Source organism: Streptomyces albicerus, assembly GCF_008905045.1.
In the GTDB taxonomy this organism is placed as follows: domain Bacteria; phylum Actinomycetota; class Actinomycetes; order Streptomycetales; family Streptomycetaceae; genus Streptomyces; species Streptomyces albicerus.
The window spans coordinates 45,444-61,109 of sequence record NZ_VWMY01000044.1 but is presented as its reverse complement, the minus strand read 5'-3'; the positions used below and the strand labels follow the sequence as shown (position 1 = coordinate 61,109).

General features: G+C 70.1%; 15 protein-coding genes. 10 read left to right on the top strand and 5 right to left on the bottom strand.

What is annotated here, in order from left to right; translation table 11 throughout:
- Nucleotides 1–28: 28 nt before the first annotated feature.
- A complete protein-coding gene (locus GAS53_RS34690) occupies nucleotides 29–658 on the top strand; it encodes a hypothetical protein (RefSeq protein ID WP_151481731.1) in 630 nt (209 codons plus the stop codon).
- Nucleotides 659–877: 219 nt separating this feature from the next.
- Here the strand turns inward: GAS53_RS34690 and GAS53_RS34685 are convergent, their stop codons facing one another.
- The gene (locus tag GAS53_RS34685) at nucleotides 878–1,282 is read right to left on the bottom strand and encodes a RidA family protein (protein ID WP_151481730.1); all 405 of its coding nucleotides are present in this window, start codon (nucleotides 1,280–1,282) and stop codon (nucleotides 878–880) included.
- Between the two features lie 253 nt (nucleotides 1,283–1,535).
- Here GAS53_RS34685 and GAS53_RS34680 point away from each other — a divergent pair, with 253 nt between their 5' ends.
- A complete protein-coding gene (locus tag GAS53_RS34680; RefSeq protein ID WP_225859268.1) occupies nucleotides 1,536–2,171 on the top strand; it encodes a TetR/AcrR family transcriptional regulator in 636 nt (211 codons plus the stop codon).
- Nucleotides 2,172–2,336: 165 nt separating this feature from the next.
- On the opposite strand, the gene GAS53_RS34675 is transcribed toward GAS53_RS34680, so the two are convergent.
- Entirely contained in the window at nucleotides 2,337–2,972 is a 636-nt protein-coding gene (locus GAS53_RS34675; protein WP_151481728.1) for a TetR/AcrR family transcriptional regulator, read from the bottom strand.
- Between the two features lie 237 nt (nucleotides 2,973–3,209).
- Here GAS53_RS34675 and GAS53_RS34670 point away from each other — a divergent pair, with 237 nt between their 5' ends.
- From GAS53_RS34670 to GAS53_RS34645, 6 genes are all read left to right on the top strand, one after another.
- Nucleotides 3,210–4,013 (top strand): SDR family NAD(P)-dependent oxidoreductase, encoded by an 804-nt coding sequence (locus tag GAS53_RS34670; RefSeq protein ID WP_151481727.1) that lies wholly within the window; start codon nucleotides 3,210–3,212, stop codon nucleotides 4,011–4,013.
- 42 nt (nucleotides 4,014–4,055) lie between these two features.
- Nucleotides 4,056–5,177: a DUF5938 domain-containing protein gene (locus GAS53_RS34665; protein ID WP_151481726.1), complete on the top strand. Its 1,122-nt coding sequence runs from the start codon at nucleotides 4,056–4,058 to the stop codon at nucleotides 5,175–5,177.
- 12 nt (nucleotides 5,178–5,189) lie between these two features.
- A complete protein-coding gene (locus GAS53_RS34660) occupies nucleotides 5,190–6,749 on the top strand; it encodes an acyl-CoA synthetase (RefSeq protein WP_151481725.1) in 1,560 nt (519 codons plus the stop codon).
- Nucleotides 6,750–7,127: 378 nt separating this feature from the next.
- Entirely contained in the window at nucleotides 7,128–7,490 is a 363-nt protein-coding gene (locus tag GAS53_RS34655) for an ArsR/SmtB family transcription factor (protein ID WP_151481724.1), read from the top strand.
- Entirely contained in the window at nucleotides 7,487–7,801 is a 315-nt protein-coding gene (locus GAS53_RS34650) for a hypothetical protein (RefSeq protein ID WP_192583405.1), read from the top strand. Before GAS53_RS34655 ends, GAS53_RS34650 begins: the two co-directional genes overlap by 4 nt.
- 191 nt (nucleotides 7,802–7,992) lie before the next feature.
- Complete coding sequence (locus tag GAS53_RS34645) at nucleotides 7,993–10,101, top strand: MMPL family transporter (protein ID WP_151481723.1); 2,109 nt, start codon at nucleotides 7,993–7,995, stop codon at nucleotides 10,099–10,101.
- Between the two features lie 41 nt (nucleotides 10,102–10,142).
- Here GAS53_RS34645 and GAS53_RS34640 read toward each other — a convergent pair whose 3' ends face one another.
- Together GAS53_RS34640 and GAS53_RS56810 are read right to left on the bottom strand one after the other, a co-directional pair.
- Nucleotides 10,143–11,480 (bottom strand): cytochrome P450, encoded by a 1,338-nt coding sequence (locus tag GAS53_RS34640; RefSeq protein WP_151481722.1) that lies wholly within the window; start codon nucleotides 11,478–11,480, stop codon nucleotides 10,143–10,145.
- Between the two features lie 145 nt (nucleotides 11,481–11,625).
- Nucleotides 11,626–11,874: a DUF6336 family protein gene (locus tag GAS53_RS56810; protein ID WP_151481721.1), complete on the bottom strand. Its 249-nt coding sequence runs from the start codon at nucleotides 11,872–11,874 to the stop codon at nucleotides 11,626–11,628.
- Between the two features lie 45 nt (nucleotides 11,875–11,919).
- Between GAS53_RS56810 and GAS53_RS34630 the strand changes: the two genes are divergently transcribed.
- The gene (locus tag GAS53_RS34630) at nucleotides 11,920–12,387 is read left to right on the top strand and encodes a hypothetical protein (RefSeq protein ID WP_151481720.1); all 468 of its coding nucleotides are present in this window, start codon (nucleotides 11,920–11,922) and stop codon (nucleotides 12,385–12,387) included.
- Between the two features lie 144 nt (nucleotides 12,388–12,531).
- A complete protein-coding gene (locus GAS53_RS34625; RefSeq protein ID WP_151481719.1) occupies nucleotides 12,532–13,494 on the top strand; it encodes a nucleoside hydrolase in 963 nt (320 codons plus the stop codon).
- Nucleotides 13,495–13,556: 62 nt separating this feature from the next.
- On the opposite strand, the gene GAS53_RS34620 is transcribed toward GAS53_RS34625, so the two are convergent.
- Complete coding sequence (locus tag GAS53_RS34620; RefSeq protein WP_225859267.1) at nucleotides 13,557–14,849, bottom strand: serine/threonine-protein kinase; 1,293 nt, start codon at nucleotides 14,847–14,849, stop codon at nucleotides 13,557–13,559.
- Nucleotides 14,850–15,666 lie beyond the last annotated feature (817 nt).

Here is a 15,666-nt window from a genome sequence, read left to right as displayed (position 1 = left end):
CAGCACCCGCGAGCCCTTGGGGGAATGCATGCGTACCCGCGCGGCCATCACGCTCACCGCCGCCTGCCTCGCCGTCGTGACCGCCTGCGGCAGCACAGCGACCACCGCAGGCGGCCCGGAGCGCTACACATCTGCCCCAGCCGATGAACCCGAGGACCATTCGGAGGAGGACTACACCGGCCCCATCCTGATTCCGGACATGACCGGCAAGCAACTAAGTCTTGCTGTCTTCGAGGCAACAACACTGAACTTCGAATCCAGCGCGCACGACGCCCTGGGCCACGGACGCGTCCCGGATGTCAGCGGCGACGACCGCCGCTGGAAGGTCTGCTCCCAGACCCCGAAGGCCGGTAGCTACACCTCCGGGAACTTCGCCTTCGCCGTGGTGAAGCTCGACGAGGTCTGCCCGGTCGCGGACGCGGACGAAGGGCAGGCCACGGGATCGACCATGCCCGGCGTCGAGGGCAAGGCCGTCACGGCCGCCCGCCGAGCTCTCGGGAACCGCGCCGACATCACCGTCACCGACGCCTCCGGCCTGGACCGCATCCTCCTCAGGGAATCCGAGTGGCGGACCTGCACCCAGCAACCGGCCGCCGGAATCAAGCTCGACGGGCAGCACGTGAAGCTCACCGCGGTGAAGATGGAAGAGTCCTGCTGACCACCGCTGACAGGTAGGTGGAGCCAGAACGGGGTCAGCGGCGTCATCACGCTGCCGGCCATGGCCGCCACCGTGTACACCCTCACCCCACGCGGCCTGGACATCACCAAGCAGCACCACTGACGAGGCAACCGCCCCCGTCACCTGCCCTCATCCATGGACCAGTAGAGCCACTGACCAGTAGAGCCACTTGATTTCGGGACACACGTGAGTGGTCCGCTAAGGCCGTACTGCCACCGCGTCCACCTCGAACAGCATCCCGGGCAGTGCGAGGGAGGCAACGCCGCTCAGTGTCTGGGCCGGCAGCCGGTCGCCGAAGCGGGCGTGCAGCGCCTTGCCGAGGATCTCCAGTTTGTCGAGGTCGTGGTCGACGATGAAGGTGCCGAGGCGGACCACGTTCTCGTACCCGAGGTCGACCGCTTCGAGCGCCGACCGCAGCCGGTCGAAGGCCAGGTCCACTTGGGCAGCGAAGTCTCCGGGCACGGGAGCGCCGCTGGCGTCGGAGGCGTACTGGCCGCCGATGAAAACGAGTTCGCCGGGTGCTGAGACGGCGTGGCTGTAGCCGAACGGTGTCGGGTCGTGGAGGGCGGCCGCGTTGGTGATCGTGCGCTGATCGGTCGTCATATCTCCTCCAACATCTCGCGCGCGCCTGCCCATTCCACGGGGAGCGCGTTATGGGAACCCCCGCCTGCCGTTGGCTCCTGGACTTCCGGGCCAGCAGCGACAGTCGGCCGTTCGCACAGCTACTTGGCCATGCGAGACCGCCTCGGCGCCTCCCGCGCAGATCAATGTCACTTAGCGACATACTGCCTCTTGAAGACAGCAGAAGGGGAGAGTGCGAGGCGACATGGCCACAAAGCAACGCAGCGGGGGAGGGATGAGTGAGCAGCGGCGTGCGCGGCTGCGGCTGGAGATCTCCCGAGAGGCGGCGCGTCTCTTCTGGGACCAGGGAGTGGCCGCTACGAGCGGCGATCAGATCGCGGAGGCCGTGGATCTGTCCACGCGTACCATCTGGCGGCACTTCCGCAGCAAGGAGAGCTGCGCCGAGCCAATCATCATGCAGGGCGTAGTCACGTTGCTGGGCGTGCTGCGCCGCTGGCCCCGGCAGAGCTCCCTCGAAGACCACCTGGCCACGGAACTGACCGGCATCAGACTCGGCCACGAGAAGCCGCCCGTCGACCTCGCCGACGAGATGCTCGCGATGAAGATGATCCGGCTCGCCGACACCGAGCCGGCGTTGCGCACCGCGTGGCTGATGGCCTGCGATCAGGTGGAACGCGAGATGTGCGCGATCATCGGTGATCGTCTCGACCGCCCGGCCAGTGATCTTCAGGTGCGGATGCACGCCGCGTCGGCAGCGGCCGTGGTGCGGGTGCTGGACGAGCACATCGGCACCACCGTCCTCGCCGGCGACGACCTCACCGAGTTCCACGACGTGACGGCCCTCGCCCGGCGCTACGCCCACGCGATCCGCACCGCCACCGGCGGAGCCGTCGGCGACCCCATCGCCTGACGCCGCCGCCGGGCCACCGCTCGCCGGCCTCGGAGGAATCCGGGCCGGCCCGGCGGCCGTGGACCATCCAGGGCGGCGGCCGGCAATCGCACCGCCTCCTCGGGCAGCGGGCCGTGGTCCAGGACGGCGTGCCGCAGGACGCCGGACTCACGCGCGCCTCCGGGCTTACGCGGGGGTGACCAACCGCTCCAAGAGTTGTTCCACGCCGGCCTGCAGATCGGCGGGGGCACTGTCACGTCCGGTCAGGAACCTGAGCAGTGCCTGCTGGAACAGCCCGTCAAAGAGTGCGTACGCGACCGCGGGAGAGGCTGCGGCGGGTGAACCGGCGAGTTCCGCGTAGTGACTGACGATGCGCCAGATCATCTGTTCCAGGCTCTGGTCGATCTCGAGGACATCGTCGCGGAACGACTCCTCGAACAAAGCCTGATTCCGGAGGTCGTACCACAGCCGGTGCATCGTCGCGTCCTCACGCAACGTGCCGGCCATCGCCGCACCGAAGCCGTGCTTGAGCTCTTCGGCCGAGCCGGCGGTGATGACGATCTGGTCGTAGCGGGTGACGCACTCCGCCTTGTACTGCCGCACGCAGTAGGTGATCAGCTCCACCTTGTCGCGGAAGTAGTAGTGCAGGACGCCATGGGAGAACTCGGAGTTCTGTGCGATCTCGCGCAAGCTCGTACGGGCATAGCCGAGCTCGGACAGGGTCTGCAGCGCGGACGCGGCGAGTTGCGCCCGCCGCTCGGCGAACTTGTCGACCTGCCGCCGGGAGATCCGTTCCTGGTTCTTGCCCACGACCTGGGTCACAGCACGTCTCCCCGCCTACTTCGGCCCTTCCGCCCGCCCGCACCGTGCGGGTCCGCCACCAGGTTATCCCGGCCCGCGACGGCTCTCGGCAAAAATCTTGACAGTCGTCCAAGAAAGTCTTGACGACTGTCAAGAAGTGCCTACGCTGGCGTTGCGTCCCACGGTCCGGGCTGCCGGCCTGCGGCTGAGCGTGCGGCGCTGTCACGCAGTGCAGTCATCTCAATGAGGAGATGTTCCATGAGTGTGTACGACTTGACCGGACGCAAGGCCCTGGTGACGGGCGGTGCCCGCGGACTGGGTGCCGGGATGGCCGAGGCGCTTGCCCGGGCCGGCGCCGCCGTCGTCATCGGCGACATCCAGGAGGAGCTGGGCAAGGCGACTGCCGATGCGCTGAAGGAGTCCGGCGCCACCGCCGGATTCGTCTCGCTCGATGTGACCGAGGACGCGAGCTGGGAATCGGCCGTCTCGCAGACGATCGCCGAGCTGGGCGGCCTGGACATCCTCGTCAACAACGCCGGAGTCAAGATCTCCGGTCTGGTCGTCGACCTCGACCCGGCCGACGTGCGCCGGATGCTGGAGGTGAACGTCCTCGGGACGGCGCTCGGCGTCAAGCACGCGTTCCGCGCGATGCGGCCCGGCGGTCCGGCCGGCAGCGGCGGTGCGGTCGTCAACATCTCGTCGGTCGCGGCCACCATCCCGTTCCCCGGCATCGCGGGCTACGCCGCGACGAAGTCGGCGGTCGACCGGCTCACCCGGGTGGCGGCGCTGGAATCCGGAAAGCTCGGCTTCGGCGTACGCGTCAACTGCGTCTACCCCGGACTGGTACCGACCGACATGGGCGCCAAGCTCGCGGCCGACATGGTGACGCTCGGCCTGTGGCCCAGCGCGGAAGCGGCCGTCGGTGACGTCATCGGCCTGACCCCGCTCGGCCGGCTCGGCGAGGTCGCCGACATGGCCGACGCGGTGGTCTTCCTCGCCTCCGACGGCGCCCGCTTCATCACCGGCGCCGGCCTGCCGGTCGACGGTGGCATGGGCATGTGACGGGCCCCTCGTCCCCTCCCTCCTCCGAAAGGACGCATGAGCATGAGCAGTGACAAGCCCGTCGTCGTCTACGGCGCCTCCGGCTACACCGGCCGTCTCGTCTGCGAGTACCTGCGCGAGTACAACGTCCCCTTCATCGCCGCCGGCCGCGACAAGGCGCGTATTCAGGACGTCCTCGACAAGGTCCCCGGCATCGACACCGTGGACCACGAGGTCGTCGAGGTCGAGCACGCGGTCGGACCGCTGACCGAGCTCTTCCGCGGCGCCAGGGTCGTGAGCAACATGGTCGGCCCGTTCATCAAGTACGGGCCGGAGGTCGCAGAAGCCGCCCTCGCGGCAGGCTGCCACTACCTCGACACCACCGGCGAGCAGGACTGGGTCCTCGACGCCCAGGCCAGGTGGGGCGACCAGTACGCCGAGAAAGGCCTCCTGCTCTCCCCCGGCGTCGCGCAGATGTACACCACCGGGGAGATCGCGGCCAACATCTGCCTGGAGACCCCCGGACTGGACACCCTCGACATCCTCGTGCTGTGGAAGGGATTCCCGACGTACGCCTCGACGCAGACGATCTTCACCATCCTGAAGGCCGACTGGCACTACCTGGAGGAGAACCAGTACAAGAAGTGGGACCCGCTCACGGCCGTCGAAGTCACCGTCCCCGGACAGCACGAAACGGCGCTGGCCCTGCCGTGGGGCGGCACCAGCCACCCCGTGTGGTTCAAGAACGACCCGCGGGTGGCGACCTGCAGGGTGCTCGGCGGGGTCACGGACCGCGCCGTCATGCAGGGCGTCGTCGACACGGTGAAGATGGTCGAGTCGCAGATCAAGACCCTCCCGACCGACCAACAGGACGCCGCCCTGGCCGAGGTGGCCGCATCGGTCCAGGCCGGCATGCCACCCCGGGAGAACCCGCGGATCAACACCTCGGTGGACTCCGTCCACGCCTCGGGCCCGTTGGGCCGTGCCCACTGCGTGATTCACGGCAACAGCAACTACAAGCAGACCGGGCTGCTCCAGGCGTACGCCGCGTATTCACTCCTCCAGCAGCCGCCCCGCCGCGCCGGCCTGGCCTCGGCCTGCCAGGCCTTCGGCCACCGCGAACTGCTCGGCGTACTCAAGAGCTTCGGGCTCGTACTCGACCCGGTGCTCACCGTCCACAGCTGAAAGGGTGCTGCCGTGCGTCTGACCGACTACCTCGACAAGGGCACCTCCCTGGGCCCCGGAGCACCCTGCCTCACCACAGGGGACCGCACCCTCACCTATGGCGAGGTCCAGGAACTGTCCTGGCGGGTGGCCCGGGCCCTGGACCGGTCAGGCGTACGGCCCGGGGACAAGGTGGCGGTCCTGTCCGCCAACGATCCCACCGCGTTTTCCTGTGTGTTCGGCATCTCCCGGGCGGGCGCCGTGTGGTGCCCGGTCAACCCCCGCAACGAAGCCGCCGAGAACCGCGACCTGCTGGACCTCTTCGACTGCACCTGCCTGATCTTCCAGGAGGCGTACGCCCCGCTGATCGCGAAGATCCTCCCGGACCTGCCTAAGCTCACCACGCTGGTCTGCCTCGACGGATCCCCGGACCTGGGCGTGCCCTTCGCTCGCTGGCTGGACGGTGTGCCCGCCGAACCGTGGGAGGCCACGCCGGCCGACGACACCGTCATGCTCGTCGGCACCGGCGGCACCACCGGCAGCCCCAAGGGCGTCATGCTCACCGACCGGAACATCGAGACGATGTCCGCGCTGACACTGATGAGTTACCCCTTCGGCACCCGCCCGGTCTACCTGGCGCTGGCCCCGCTGACCCATGCGGCCGGAGTGCTGTGCTTCCCCGTCATGACCCTCGGCGGCGAGATCGTCATCATGCCGGCCCCCGACCTCACCGACTTCCTCGCGCAGGTCGAACGCCACCGCGTCACCCACACCTTCCTGCCCCCGACTCTGATCTACATGCTCCTCGGCCACCCCGACCTGGCGTCCACCGACCTGACGTCGCTGCGCTGCCTCTGGTACGGCGCGGCCCCCATGTCGGCGACCCGGCTGGAGGAGGCCATCGACCGGATCGGCCCGGTGATGGCACAGCTCTTCGGCCAGTCCGAGGCGCCGATGATGATCTCGACGATGGCGCCCGCGGAGCACTTCCACGCCGACGGCTCGCTCGCCGTCGAGCGCTTCGCCTCCGCCGGGCGCCCCGCCCCGCTGGTGACCGTCGCCATCATGGACAGCGAGGGCCGACTGCTGCCACCCGGCGAGCGCGGCGAGATCGTGGTGCGTGGCTCCCTGGTGATGGCGGGCTACTACAAGAACCCCTCGGCCACCGAAGAGGCCTCCCGGCACGGCTGGCACCACACCGGGGACATCGGCTACCTCGACGCCGACAACTACCTCTTCATCGTCGACCGCGCGAAGGACATGATCATCAGCGGTGGCTTCAACGTCTACTCCGCCGAAGTCGAGCAGGCCGTGATGGAACACCCGGCCGTCCAGGACTGCGCGGTCGTCGGACTGCCGGACGACAAGTGGGGCGAGCGGGTGACGGCGGTCGTGCAGCTCCACCCTGATCAGAGCGTCACCGACGACGACGTACGCGCCTTCGTAAAGGCCCGCATCGGCAGCGTCAAAGCGCCCAAGCAGGTCGAGGTGTGGCCGGACCTCCCCCGGTCGAAGGTCGGCAAGGTCCTCAAGAACGAGGTCAGGTCCCGCCTGCTGCACAAGGATTCGCCTGACTGTGAGGACGCACCATAGTCAGTCGCATGCGCATTGGCCGGCCTTGTTCCGCGTGCACGTGCTGCCGGCCCACTCGACCTCCCGGGCGTGGCTCCGTACCAGTGCTGCCATTCACCGACCGGGATCCGGACAACGGCGCCCGATTGGATCTCTTGGACGCTGCCGCCGCGCATCTGGACGAGGCCGGCTGCCGCTGGAGCACTCGCACCGTTATGGGCGGGAACGCCCATGTGCATACGACACCAGGAGTACCCGCGCGAGCGGCAAGACCCGGACGTGTCCCCTAGCCGACCCTGAGATGTCCCCCATCTCTCCCCGACATGTGTCAGGAATCTTTGACAGGTGATCGAGGGAGCTGTCAGCCTTTTCTGACAGGCACGACGGAAGGGGGCCACGATGGCCGAGGTCCCGCCTCCGGCACCGACGGGCGACGAGTTGCTGAAGGTGCTCTCCGCGCTCGGCAATCCGCACCGCCTGCGGATCGTCGCGGCGCTCGTGGAGAACCGCAACTACGTCAGCGCGCTGGCCCGCGAGATCGGGATGGGCCGCCCGCTGCTGCACATGCACCTGCAGCGCCTGGAGGCGGCCGGACTGGTCGTCGGCACGCTCGAACTCTCGGAGGACGGCAAGGCGATGAAGTACTACGAAGTCGCGCCCTTCTTCTACGAGTTGACGCCCCCCGTCATCGCACGGGCAGCCGCGACGATCACCGAGAACGCCGACCGGACCGACCGGACCGCGAAAGAGGAAGCGAAGTGAATGAGCAACTGGTGACCCTCGCCGCCGGAGAGGACGAGTGGGGGATTCTGGTCGGCGCCGTCGGCGCGGCCGGACTCTTCACCCTGCTGATCGTCATCGTCTGGCAGGCCGCCGCCACCTGGCGGGCCCGAATGCTGGCCGCACGCGAGGAGCAGTACAAGGAACTCGCCACGAAGTACGCCCAACTCCTCGAAGACACCGTTGAGTTGCAGCGCCGGACGGCCGAGGAACAGCGGCAGACCCTCGACGAACTGACGCAGACCCGGCTCGCGGTCGGCTCGATGGAGAAGATGATGCGCGAGATCGAATAACACCCGGCCGCGGCCGACCGCGTACGGCCGGGAGCGGCAACTCCCGGCCGTACCAAGGAAGAACACACCCCGGACACACCCATCCCGTACGCCACGGCAGGTCGTCACACCTTCTACGCCGTGGTGCGGGTCCCGTGCGCCCTTGTGCCGGTCACCGACCGGCGGCGCGTTCCACACCAAGGAGATTACTCATGCGTGCGCTGCTGCAGCGTGTCGCCCGTGCGCCCGGCGGGCGGCGCGGCAAGTGGCTCGTCCTGGCGGCCTGGCTGATCGTGGCCGTCGCGCTCGGCCCGTTGGCCGGCAAGCTCGGCGACGTCGAGGACACCAGTGCCAACGCCTTCCTGCCGCGCGGCGCCGAGTCCGCGCGGGTCAACACGGAGCTGGAGAAGTTCCGTACGGACCCGGTCATGCCCGCCGTCGTCGTCTACACCGGCGACGGCGCGGACGCGAAGGCCGCCGCCGACCGGACCGCCTTCGAGCGCTTCGCCCCCGCGGGCGAGGAGGTCTCGCGGCCGATCCCGTCCGAGGACGGCAAGGCCCTGATGACCGTCGTTCCGCTGGACAGCGAGGACGAGATCACCGACAAGGTCGACGAGCTGCGCGAGATCGCCGGGGCCAACGCTCCGTCCGGCGTGGACATCGAGGTGGGCGGCCCCGCCGGATCCCTCACCGACTCGGTGGCGGTCTTCGACAGCCTCGACTCGACGTTGCTGCTCGCCACCGGCCTGGTCGTGGCCGTCCTGCTGCTGATCACCTACCGCAGCCCGATCCTGTGGCTGCTGCCCCTGCTCTCCGTCGGCTTCGCCGCCGTACTCACCCAGGTCTGCACCTATCTGCTGGCCAAGCATGCCGGGCTGCCGGTGGACCCGCAGAGCGCGGGTGTGCTGATGGTGCTCGTCTTCGGCGTCGGCACCGACTACGCGCTGCTGCTCATCGCCCGCTACCGCGAGGAACTGCACCGCCACGAGGACCGGCACGCGGCCATGCGGATCGCACTGCGCCGCTCGGGGCCGGCGATCCTCGCCTCCGCAGCCACCATCGCGGTCGGCCTGGCCTGCCTGGCCTTCGCCGACATCAACTCCTCGCGCTCGCTGGGGCTGGTCGGGGCGGTCGGCGTCGTCTGCGGTTTCCTGGCGATGGTCACGGTGCTGCCGGCGCTGCTCGTCATCACGGGCCGCTGGGTGTTCTGGCCCCTGGTCCCGCGGTACGGCACGCCCGCCCGCAAGCCGCGCACCGTGTGGTCCCGCATCGGAGCGGCCGTCGCCCAGCGCCCCCGCTGGTCGTGGATGATGTCCGTCGCCGTCACCGGCGCCCTCGCGCTCAGCGCGGCCGGCGTCTCCATGGGCCTGACGCAGGCCGAGATGTTCCAGGACAAGCCCGAGTCGGTCGTCGCCCAGGAGAAGATCTCGGCCCACTATCCGTCCGGGGCGTCCGATCCCGCGAAGATCGTCACCAGCACCGACGAGACCGCCAGCGTCCGCACGGCCGCCTCCGGCGTGGACGGCGTCGCCCGCGTCGAGGATGACGTCGACCGTACCCCGGACGGTGAACTCACCACGCTCTCCGTGGTGTTGAAGGCCACTCCCGACAGCCAGGCGGCAAAGGACACGATCGACGACCTCCGCGAGGCCGTGCACCCGATGGACGCCCTCGTCGGCGGCACGACCGCCGAGACCCTCGACACCCAGCGGGCCGCCGACCGCGACCTCACCACGGTCATCCCGATCGTGCTCCTGGTCGTCCTGGCGGTCCTGATCGGGCTGCTACGAGCCCTTGTCGCCCCGCTGCTGCTCCTGGCCACCGTGGTGCTGTCGTACTTCGGAGCGCTCGGGGCCTCGAACCTGCTCTTCGAACACGTCCTGGGCTTCGCGGGCGTCGACTGGTCGATCCCGCTCATGGGCTTCGTCTTCCTGGTCGCCCTCGGCATCGACTACAACATCTTCCTCATGCACCGGGTGAAGGAGGAAGCCGGCCGTCTCGGCCACACGCGCGGCGTCCTGGAGGGGTTGACCAGTACCGGAGGCGTCATCACCTCCGCGGGCGTCGTCCTGGCTGCCACCTTCGCCGTCTTCGCCGGGCTGCCACTGGTGACCATGGCCCAGATGGGCGTCCTCGTCGGCATCGGCGTCCTGCTGGACACGTTCCTCGTCCGTACGGTCCTGGTGCCCGCCCTCGCCCTCGACCTGGGCCGCTGGTTCTGGTGGCCGGGCAAGCTCTTCCACCGCCTCGCCCACGACGAACCGGACACTCCGGCAAGCCCTTCGACCACCGCACCCACCCCGGCCCACGATCCGGCCTGATACGTACGAGGCGACGCTGACGCGGGTGTCCTCCACCCGCGTCAGCGGCCGTTCGACGAACTGCCAGGCGGTACCAGGGTTGCGGGGGTGGGGCCGTCGGGGCGGACGGTGATGCCGTACACCGCCTTCGTGGGGGTGGAGTGGAAGGCCGGGGTGTGGACCGGCAGCAGGTGTTCGAGCAGCACGGTCGATTCGCGGAGCGCGAATTGCAGGCCCAGGCAGGCGCGGGGACCGATACCGAAAGGGAAGTAGGCGCCCGGGTGGGAAGGTCGGCCGTCCGGGATGAGGAAGCGCCGCGGGTCGAAGTGCTCTGGGTCTGGCCACAGTTCGGGATCGCGGTGCGTGAGGTACGGGCAGATCAGGAGGTCGGTGCCCGCCTCGACGGTGTAGCCGGCAAGGGTGTCGTCCTCGGTGGCGTGGCGGGGCAGGATCCAGGCGGACGGGTAGAGCCGGAGCGTCTCGTGGACCAGGGCCTGGATGGCCTGGCGGCGTTCCGCTGAGCCTTCGCCGCCGGCCGCGAGCGCTTGTTCGCGGGCGGCGGGGTGTCGGTCGAGGAGCAGGTAGAGCCAGGTCAGGGTGGTGGCGGTGGTCTCGTGCCCGGCCACGAGCAACGTGACCAGCTCGTCGCGGATCAGCCGGTCGGTGTACTCGGGGCGCTCGGCGGCGGCGTCGATCAGGACGTGCAGCAGGCCCGGGCCGTCCGGGCCGGCCGCCCCGCTGCGGGCGGCCTCTATGGCGTGCCGGGCGACCGCATCAATTCGGGCGAGATCGGCGGCAACGGCGTCGGTGGCATCGGCGGGCAGAGTCGGCAGGGCGGTCGCCACGGCTGCCACGGCGGCCAGTTCGCGCTCGGTCCCGTCATCGAGGGGATGCCCGGTGAGGGAGCGCCAGATGGCGTCCAGGGCGAAGCGGCGCATCTCCTGCCCGACGTCGAAGGTCTGCCCGGTACGGGCGTACCCGGCCCAGCGCCCGGCGGTGGTCCGGGCAGCCTCGGTGATCCGCTGTTCGTAGCGACGCATCCCGGTACCGGTGAACTGGGACTGCAACAAGCGGCGTTGCTGCTTCCATGCCGTACCGGTGGCGGCGAGGACGCCGTCACCGATCAGCACACGGGCGCGGTGGGAGCGCTTGACGTACCGCTCCGGGTGCCGGGCGAGTACGTGCTGGACCGCCTGCGGATCGGTGACCAGAACGGTGGGGGCCGACCCGAGGCGGAACGCGGCAAGGCCGCCGGACCTCTCGCGCACCTGGGACAGCAGCTCGACCAGTTCGCCTCCCCCGGAACGCCACCGCTCCACGAGTCCAGGCTCGGCTTCGGGGACCGACCGCCCCGTTCCGGGACCGTACGGAGGGGAGCCGGGACTGGCTTCGGTGTCCATGTTTCTTCTCCTGGTCAACCACTGGGCTTGGCCGTAACGGAGCGCTGGCACCACGGACTGTACGGGAGGGGGCACATCCGGTGACAGCCCGCCCCGGCGCGGCCACTGTTCGGGCATGGCCCCGGATCCCGCCACCCTGCACCGTTCAACGACTGCGAAGCCAGCTGCCGTATGCGGCGTTGTCGACGAGGGCGAGCAGCCCGAAGGCTGCGAGCGACAGGACGAGAGCCGGCGCGCCGCACCGGACGTGGACCGGCGGGGCGACAGCGCGGCTGCGGGTAGCCCGGCGACGTGCACGGCTGCGGGACCCCTCCCGAGTCCAAGGTGTTAGACAACTGCCCCAGCCGTGTGGGCGGCGAGGGCGGCAGACGGCAGCCGTCCGGCCCCGCACCATGCCCCCTTCACGGAGAGCGCCGGTGCCACGTCCAGGAGAGACACGATGGCCAACGACAGCCCCGTACCCATCCCGGACCCCTCCGAGCAGCCGACGGACGGCCGACCGCCGCAGCCACCGCGGCCCGTCTGGTGGCGGCGGAGGACGGCCTTGATCTCTGGTGCGGCGGTACTGACCGGCGTCGTGATCGGCGTCGTCATACTGGCGATACGGCCGGAGGGGTACGACAACACCCCGGAGGGAGCCGCCCAGAGACTCATCGACGTCGTGAACGATCCCGACTCCAGCTATCGGGATCTCTACGCAAATGCGTGTGCGAGTGAACGCCGCGAGCACGACGGCCCGGATCGCCCGCTGCAGGGGGCCCTCCACCTGGTTCTCGACAAGGTCACGCGGATCAGCGACACCAAAGCGGTGGCCTACACCCACATCAAGGAGATCCCCGAAAACAGCCTCGAGCTTCCCCTGGTCAAGGAAGACGGTGTGTGGAAGGACTGTGGCGACGCCCCCTGACCACACGGAGCCGTCGGGGGCGGCGATGCCCGTCGCGGCACTCCTGGATCGGATCGGCGCCGGGTCGGGGTTTGCGGCGCCGGACCACGAGCGGCTGCGTATGGTCACTGTCGAACAGACACTCTTGGACGAAGGAGCATCGCTGTGACCGGTCAGCCCATCCCGGTGATCATCGACTGCGACACCGGTGTCGATGATGCCCTGGCCCTGCTGTTCGCCGTACGGCATCCCGGTCTCGACGTGCGCGCGGTGACCTGCGTGGCCGGGAACACCGATGTGGACGGGGTCGTCCGCAACACCCTGACCGTGCTGGAGCAGGCCGGCGCCCCCGGTATTCCGGTCGCGCGGGGTGCCGAGCGGCCGCTGATCGAGCCGGTGCGGACGGCGCGGCACGTGCACGGGCAGGACGGGATGGGCGACCTCGGGCTGCCCGCGCCGGCCCGGGTGCCGGTCGACGTGGACGCGGTGACGCTGCTGCGGCGGGAGATCCTCGCCTCGCCGAGGCCGGTCACCCTGATCCCCACCGCGCCGCTGACCAACATCGCGCTGCTGCTGCGTACGCACCCGGAAGTCGTGCGGAACATCGAGCGGATCGTGTTCATGGGCGGCGCGGTGGCGACCGGAAATGCCACGCCGGTCGCGGAGTTCAACGTGTGGCACGACCCGGAGGCCGCCGCGATCCTGCTCACCGCCGGGGTACCGATCACGATGTACGGACTCGACGTGTTCAAGGAGGTCCTCGTCCCGGCCGCGGATGTCCAGCGGCTGCGCGTGAGCTCGGACCCCCGGCTCCGGCTGGCCGGTGAGCTGCTCGCCCACCGCGACCCGGCCACCTCCGGCGACCCCACCCCCATGGGCGGCCTCGGCGACGCGGGCGCGGTCTGCGCGGTCGTCGACCCGGAGGGGATCACCACCGAACGCATCCCGGTCGAGGTGAGCCTGGCCCCGGGCCCCGCCCGAGGCCAGACGATCGTCGATCGCCGCCCTCGTCCCGGCGAGTCCGAGTTCCATGGCGACGCACGCGAACAGAGCCTGGTGGACGTGGCGTTGGGCGTCGACGTGGAGCGGTACGTGCAGCTGTGGCTGACGACGGTGGAGAAGCCGTAACCAGTCCTGGCACATGCGACTCCGGGTGGCCGAATGCCGTCCGGGTGCGCCTCGGTGTCGGGTCAGTCGTCGTCGCGCGCTTCTTCCGCAGCCTTCTTCCTCTCCTCTTCCTGCTTCTTCCGTTCTTCCTCTTGTCGCTTCTGTTCCTTCTCGGCTGCCTTGCGCTCCTCCTCCGCCTCTTCTTCCGCGTCTTCGTCGTCGTTGTCGTCGTCAGCCACCGGTGCGGAGGACATCGACGGCAGGGGCGCGGCGGTGGACTTCTCGGTGGCCGGCGAGGAAGCGGGAGGTGGCGTGCTCGCGGGATTCGGCGAGGAGCCGCCGTCGGTTGTCAGTGCCACCCCGACGGCTGCCGAAACGGCGAACACGACGATGCCGGCGAGGGCGAACAGGGCTTTCGGGGACATGCCAGGACGCCGGACGGCCCGCCGCCGGATCGCCGCTGGGAGCCCAGCCGTCCGGGGCAGGTGCGCTGAGGGCGACGGCGACGGCAGCGGGGGCGAGTCGGCCGGAGACATCTGCTGCGGTGCCGGCGGGCCGGCCGGTTGCGCCGTGTTGGACAGCCAGGCGGCCGTCTGGTCGGCGGTGGGGCGTTGTGCGGGATCCTTGGCCAGCAGCCGCAGCACCTGCTCGGCGAGCGGGCCGGGGATGTCCGGGCGCAGCCGGGTGGGCGGCACCGGGGCGGCCTCGACGTGCTGCTGGACCACGGCCAGGCTGGTTGCGCCGGTGAACGGCGGGCGGCCGATGAGCAGTTCGTACAGCACACAGCCCAGGGAGTACATGTCCGAGGCGGGCTGCGCGGGGCGGCCCAGGGCGCGTTCGGGCGCCAGATAGGCGGCACTGCCGACGATCTTTCCGGCGGCGGTCAGGGTGCTGGCGGCCTCGTCGGTGAAACATGCGATCCCGAAGTCGGTGATCTTCACGGTGCGGTCGGCGGTGAGCATCACGTTGGCGGGCTTGATGTCCCGGTGGATCACGCCCTGGCGATGGGCGGCGGCCAGACCGGCCGCCATCTGCGCCGCGATCCCGGCTGCTTCCTGCGGGGGCAGGGTTCCTCGCCGGGACCGCTCCTGGGCCAGGGTCCAGCCGTCGACGAGCTCCATGACCAAGTACGGCCGGCCGTCATGGGAGCCGAAGTCGTAGACGGCGACCACGTGGGGGTGGTTGAGGCGGGCAGCGGTCCGGGCCTCCAGACGGAAGCGTTCGGCATCGGTCGCCGCTACCTGCTCCGGCTGGTCGGTGTGCAGCAGCTTGACCGCAACCGGCCGGTGGAGGATCTGGTCGGTGGCGCGCCAGACTGCGCCCATCGCGCCGCGGCCCAGCGGTTCGTCGAGCTGGTACCGATCCGCCACAAGCACGTGCACACCTGCCCTTCCCCCGCGGGCACCGCATCGCTCCACGCCCAGATCGTGCGCTGCCGGGGGCATGCGGACTGCGCGAGGCAGGCAGGCGACGGGGGATGTGGCCTGCCTGCCCCAGCAACGAGTGCCCGCTCACGGGGGGAAAGCGGGCCTCAGGGAGCCGCCGTCGCGGTCCACCTCCTACAGCGCGCCGGGCGCTGCAGATGTCACACCTGGTCCATTGGCCGAGGGCTGGACGAGGCGCTCGCCGCCACCCGCCCAACCACGCAGGGATCGCCGCGCCTCGCAGAGGACGCTCTGGTTCCTACGGGCGGTCGCCGCCGAGACGAGGGGAGCCCACGGTGCCCCGGCCTGCGACGGGGGGACGCGGGCCGGGGCACTCAGAGGTGCGCCCTGCGGTACGGACCGGCGGGCGCTGCGGCGCTCTCCGTGCCGGGGGGAGGGTACGAAGGGCGACGCGGCGACAACAATGCGCCACGGTGACCGGAAAGCACAAGTCCGTCATGGATGGATTCCACCGGTCCGCAGGCCGAGCGGAGTCTCTTCCGCCCGGCGGGCGTGGCTCTGCTCCGGTCGTGCAGGGCGGCCGCCCGCCGCCGGGGCGGTCATGCCGCCGCACCCGCAGGCAGGCCTGGTGGCCGACCGTGAGCAGGAGCATCCGGCCCGATGGCGGCGCCGGCTCAGCCACCTGGTTCCGGCAGCGGCCGCTGCCGACGCGAGGGCACGAGCGAGGGCGGGGGCGGGGAACCATCCGACGACCGCGGCTGCTCCGCCGCCAAGGACGCCGGCCGTGATGAGCACGGGCAACAGGCAG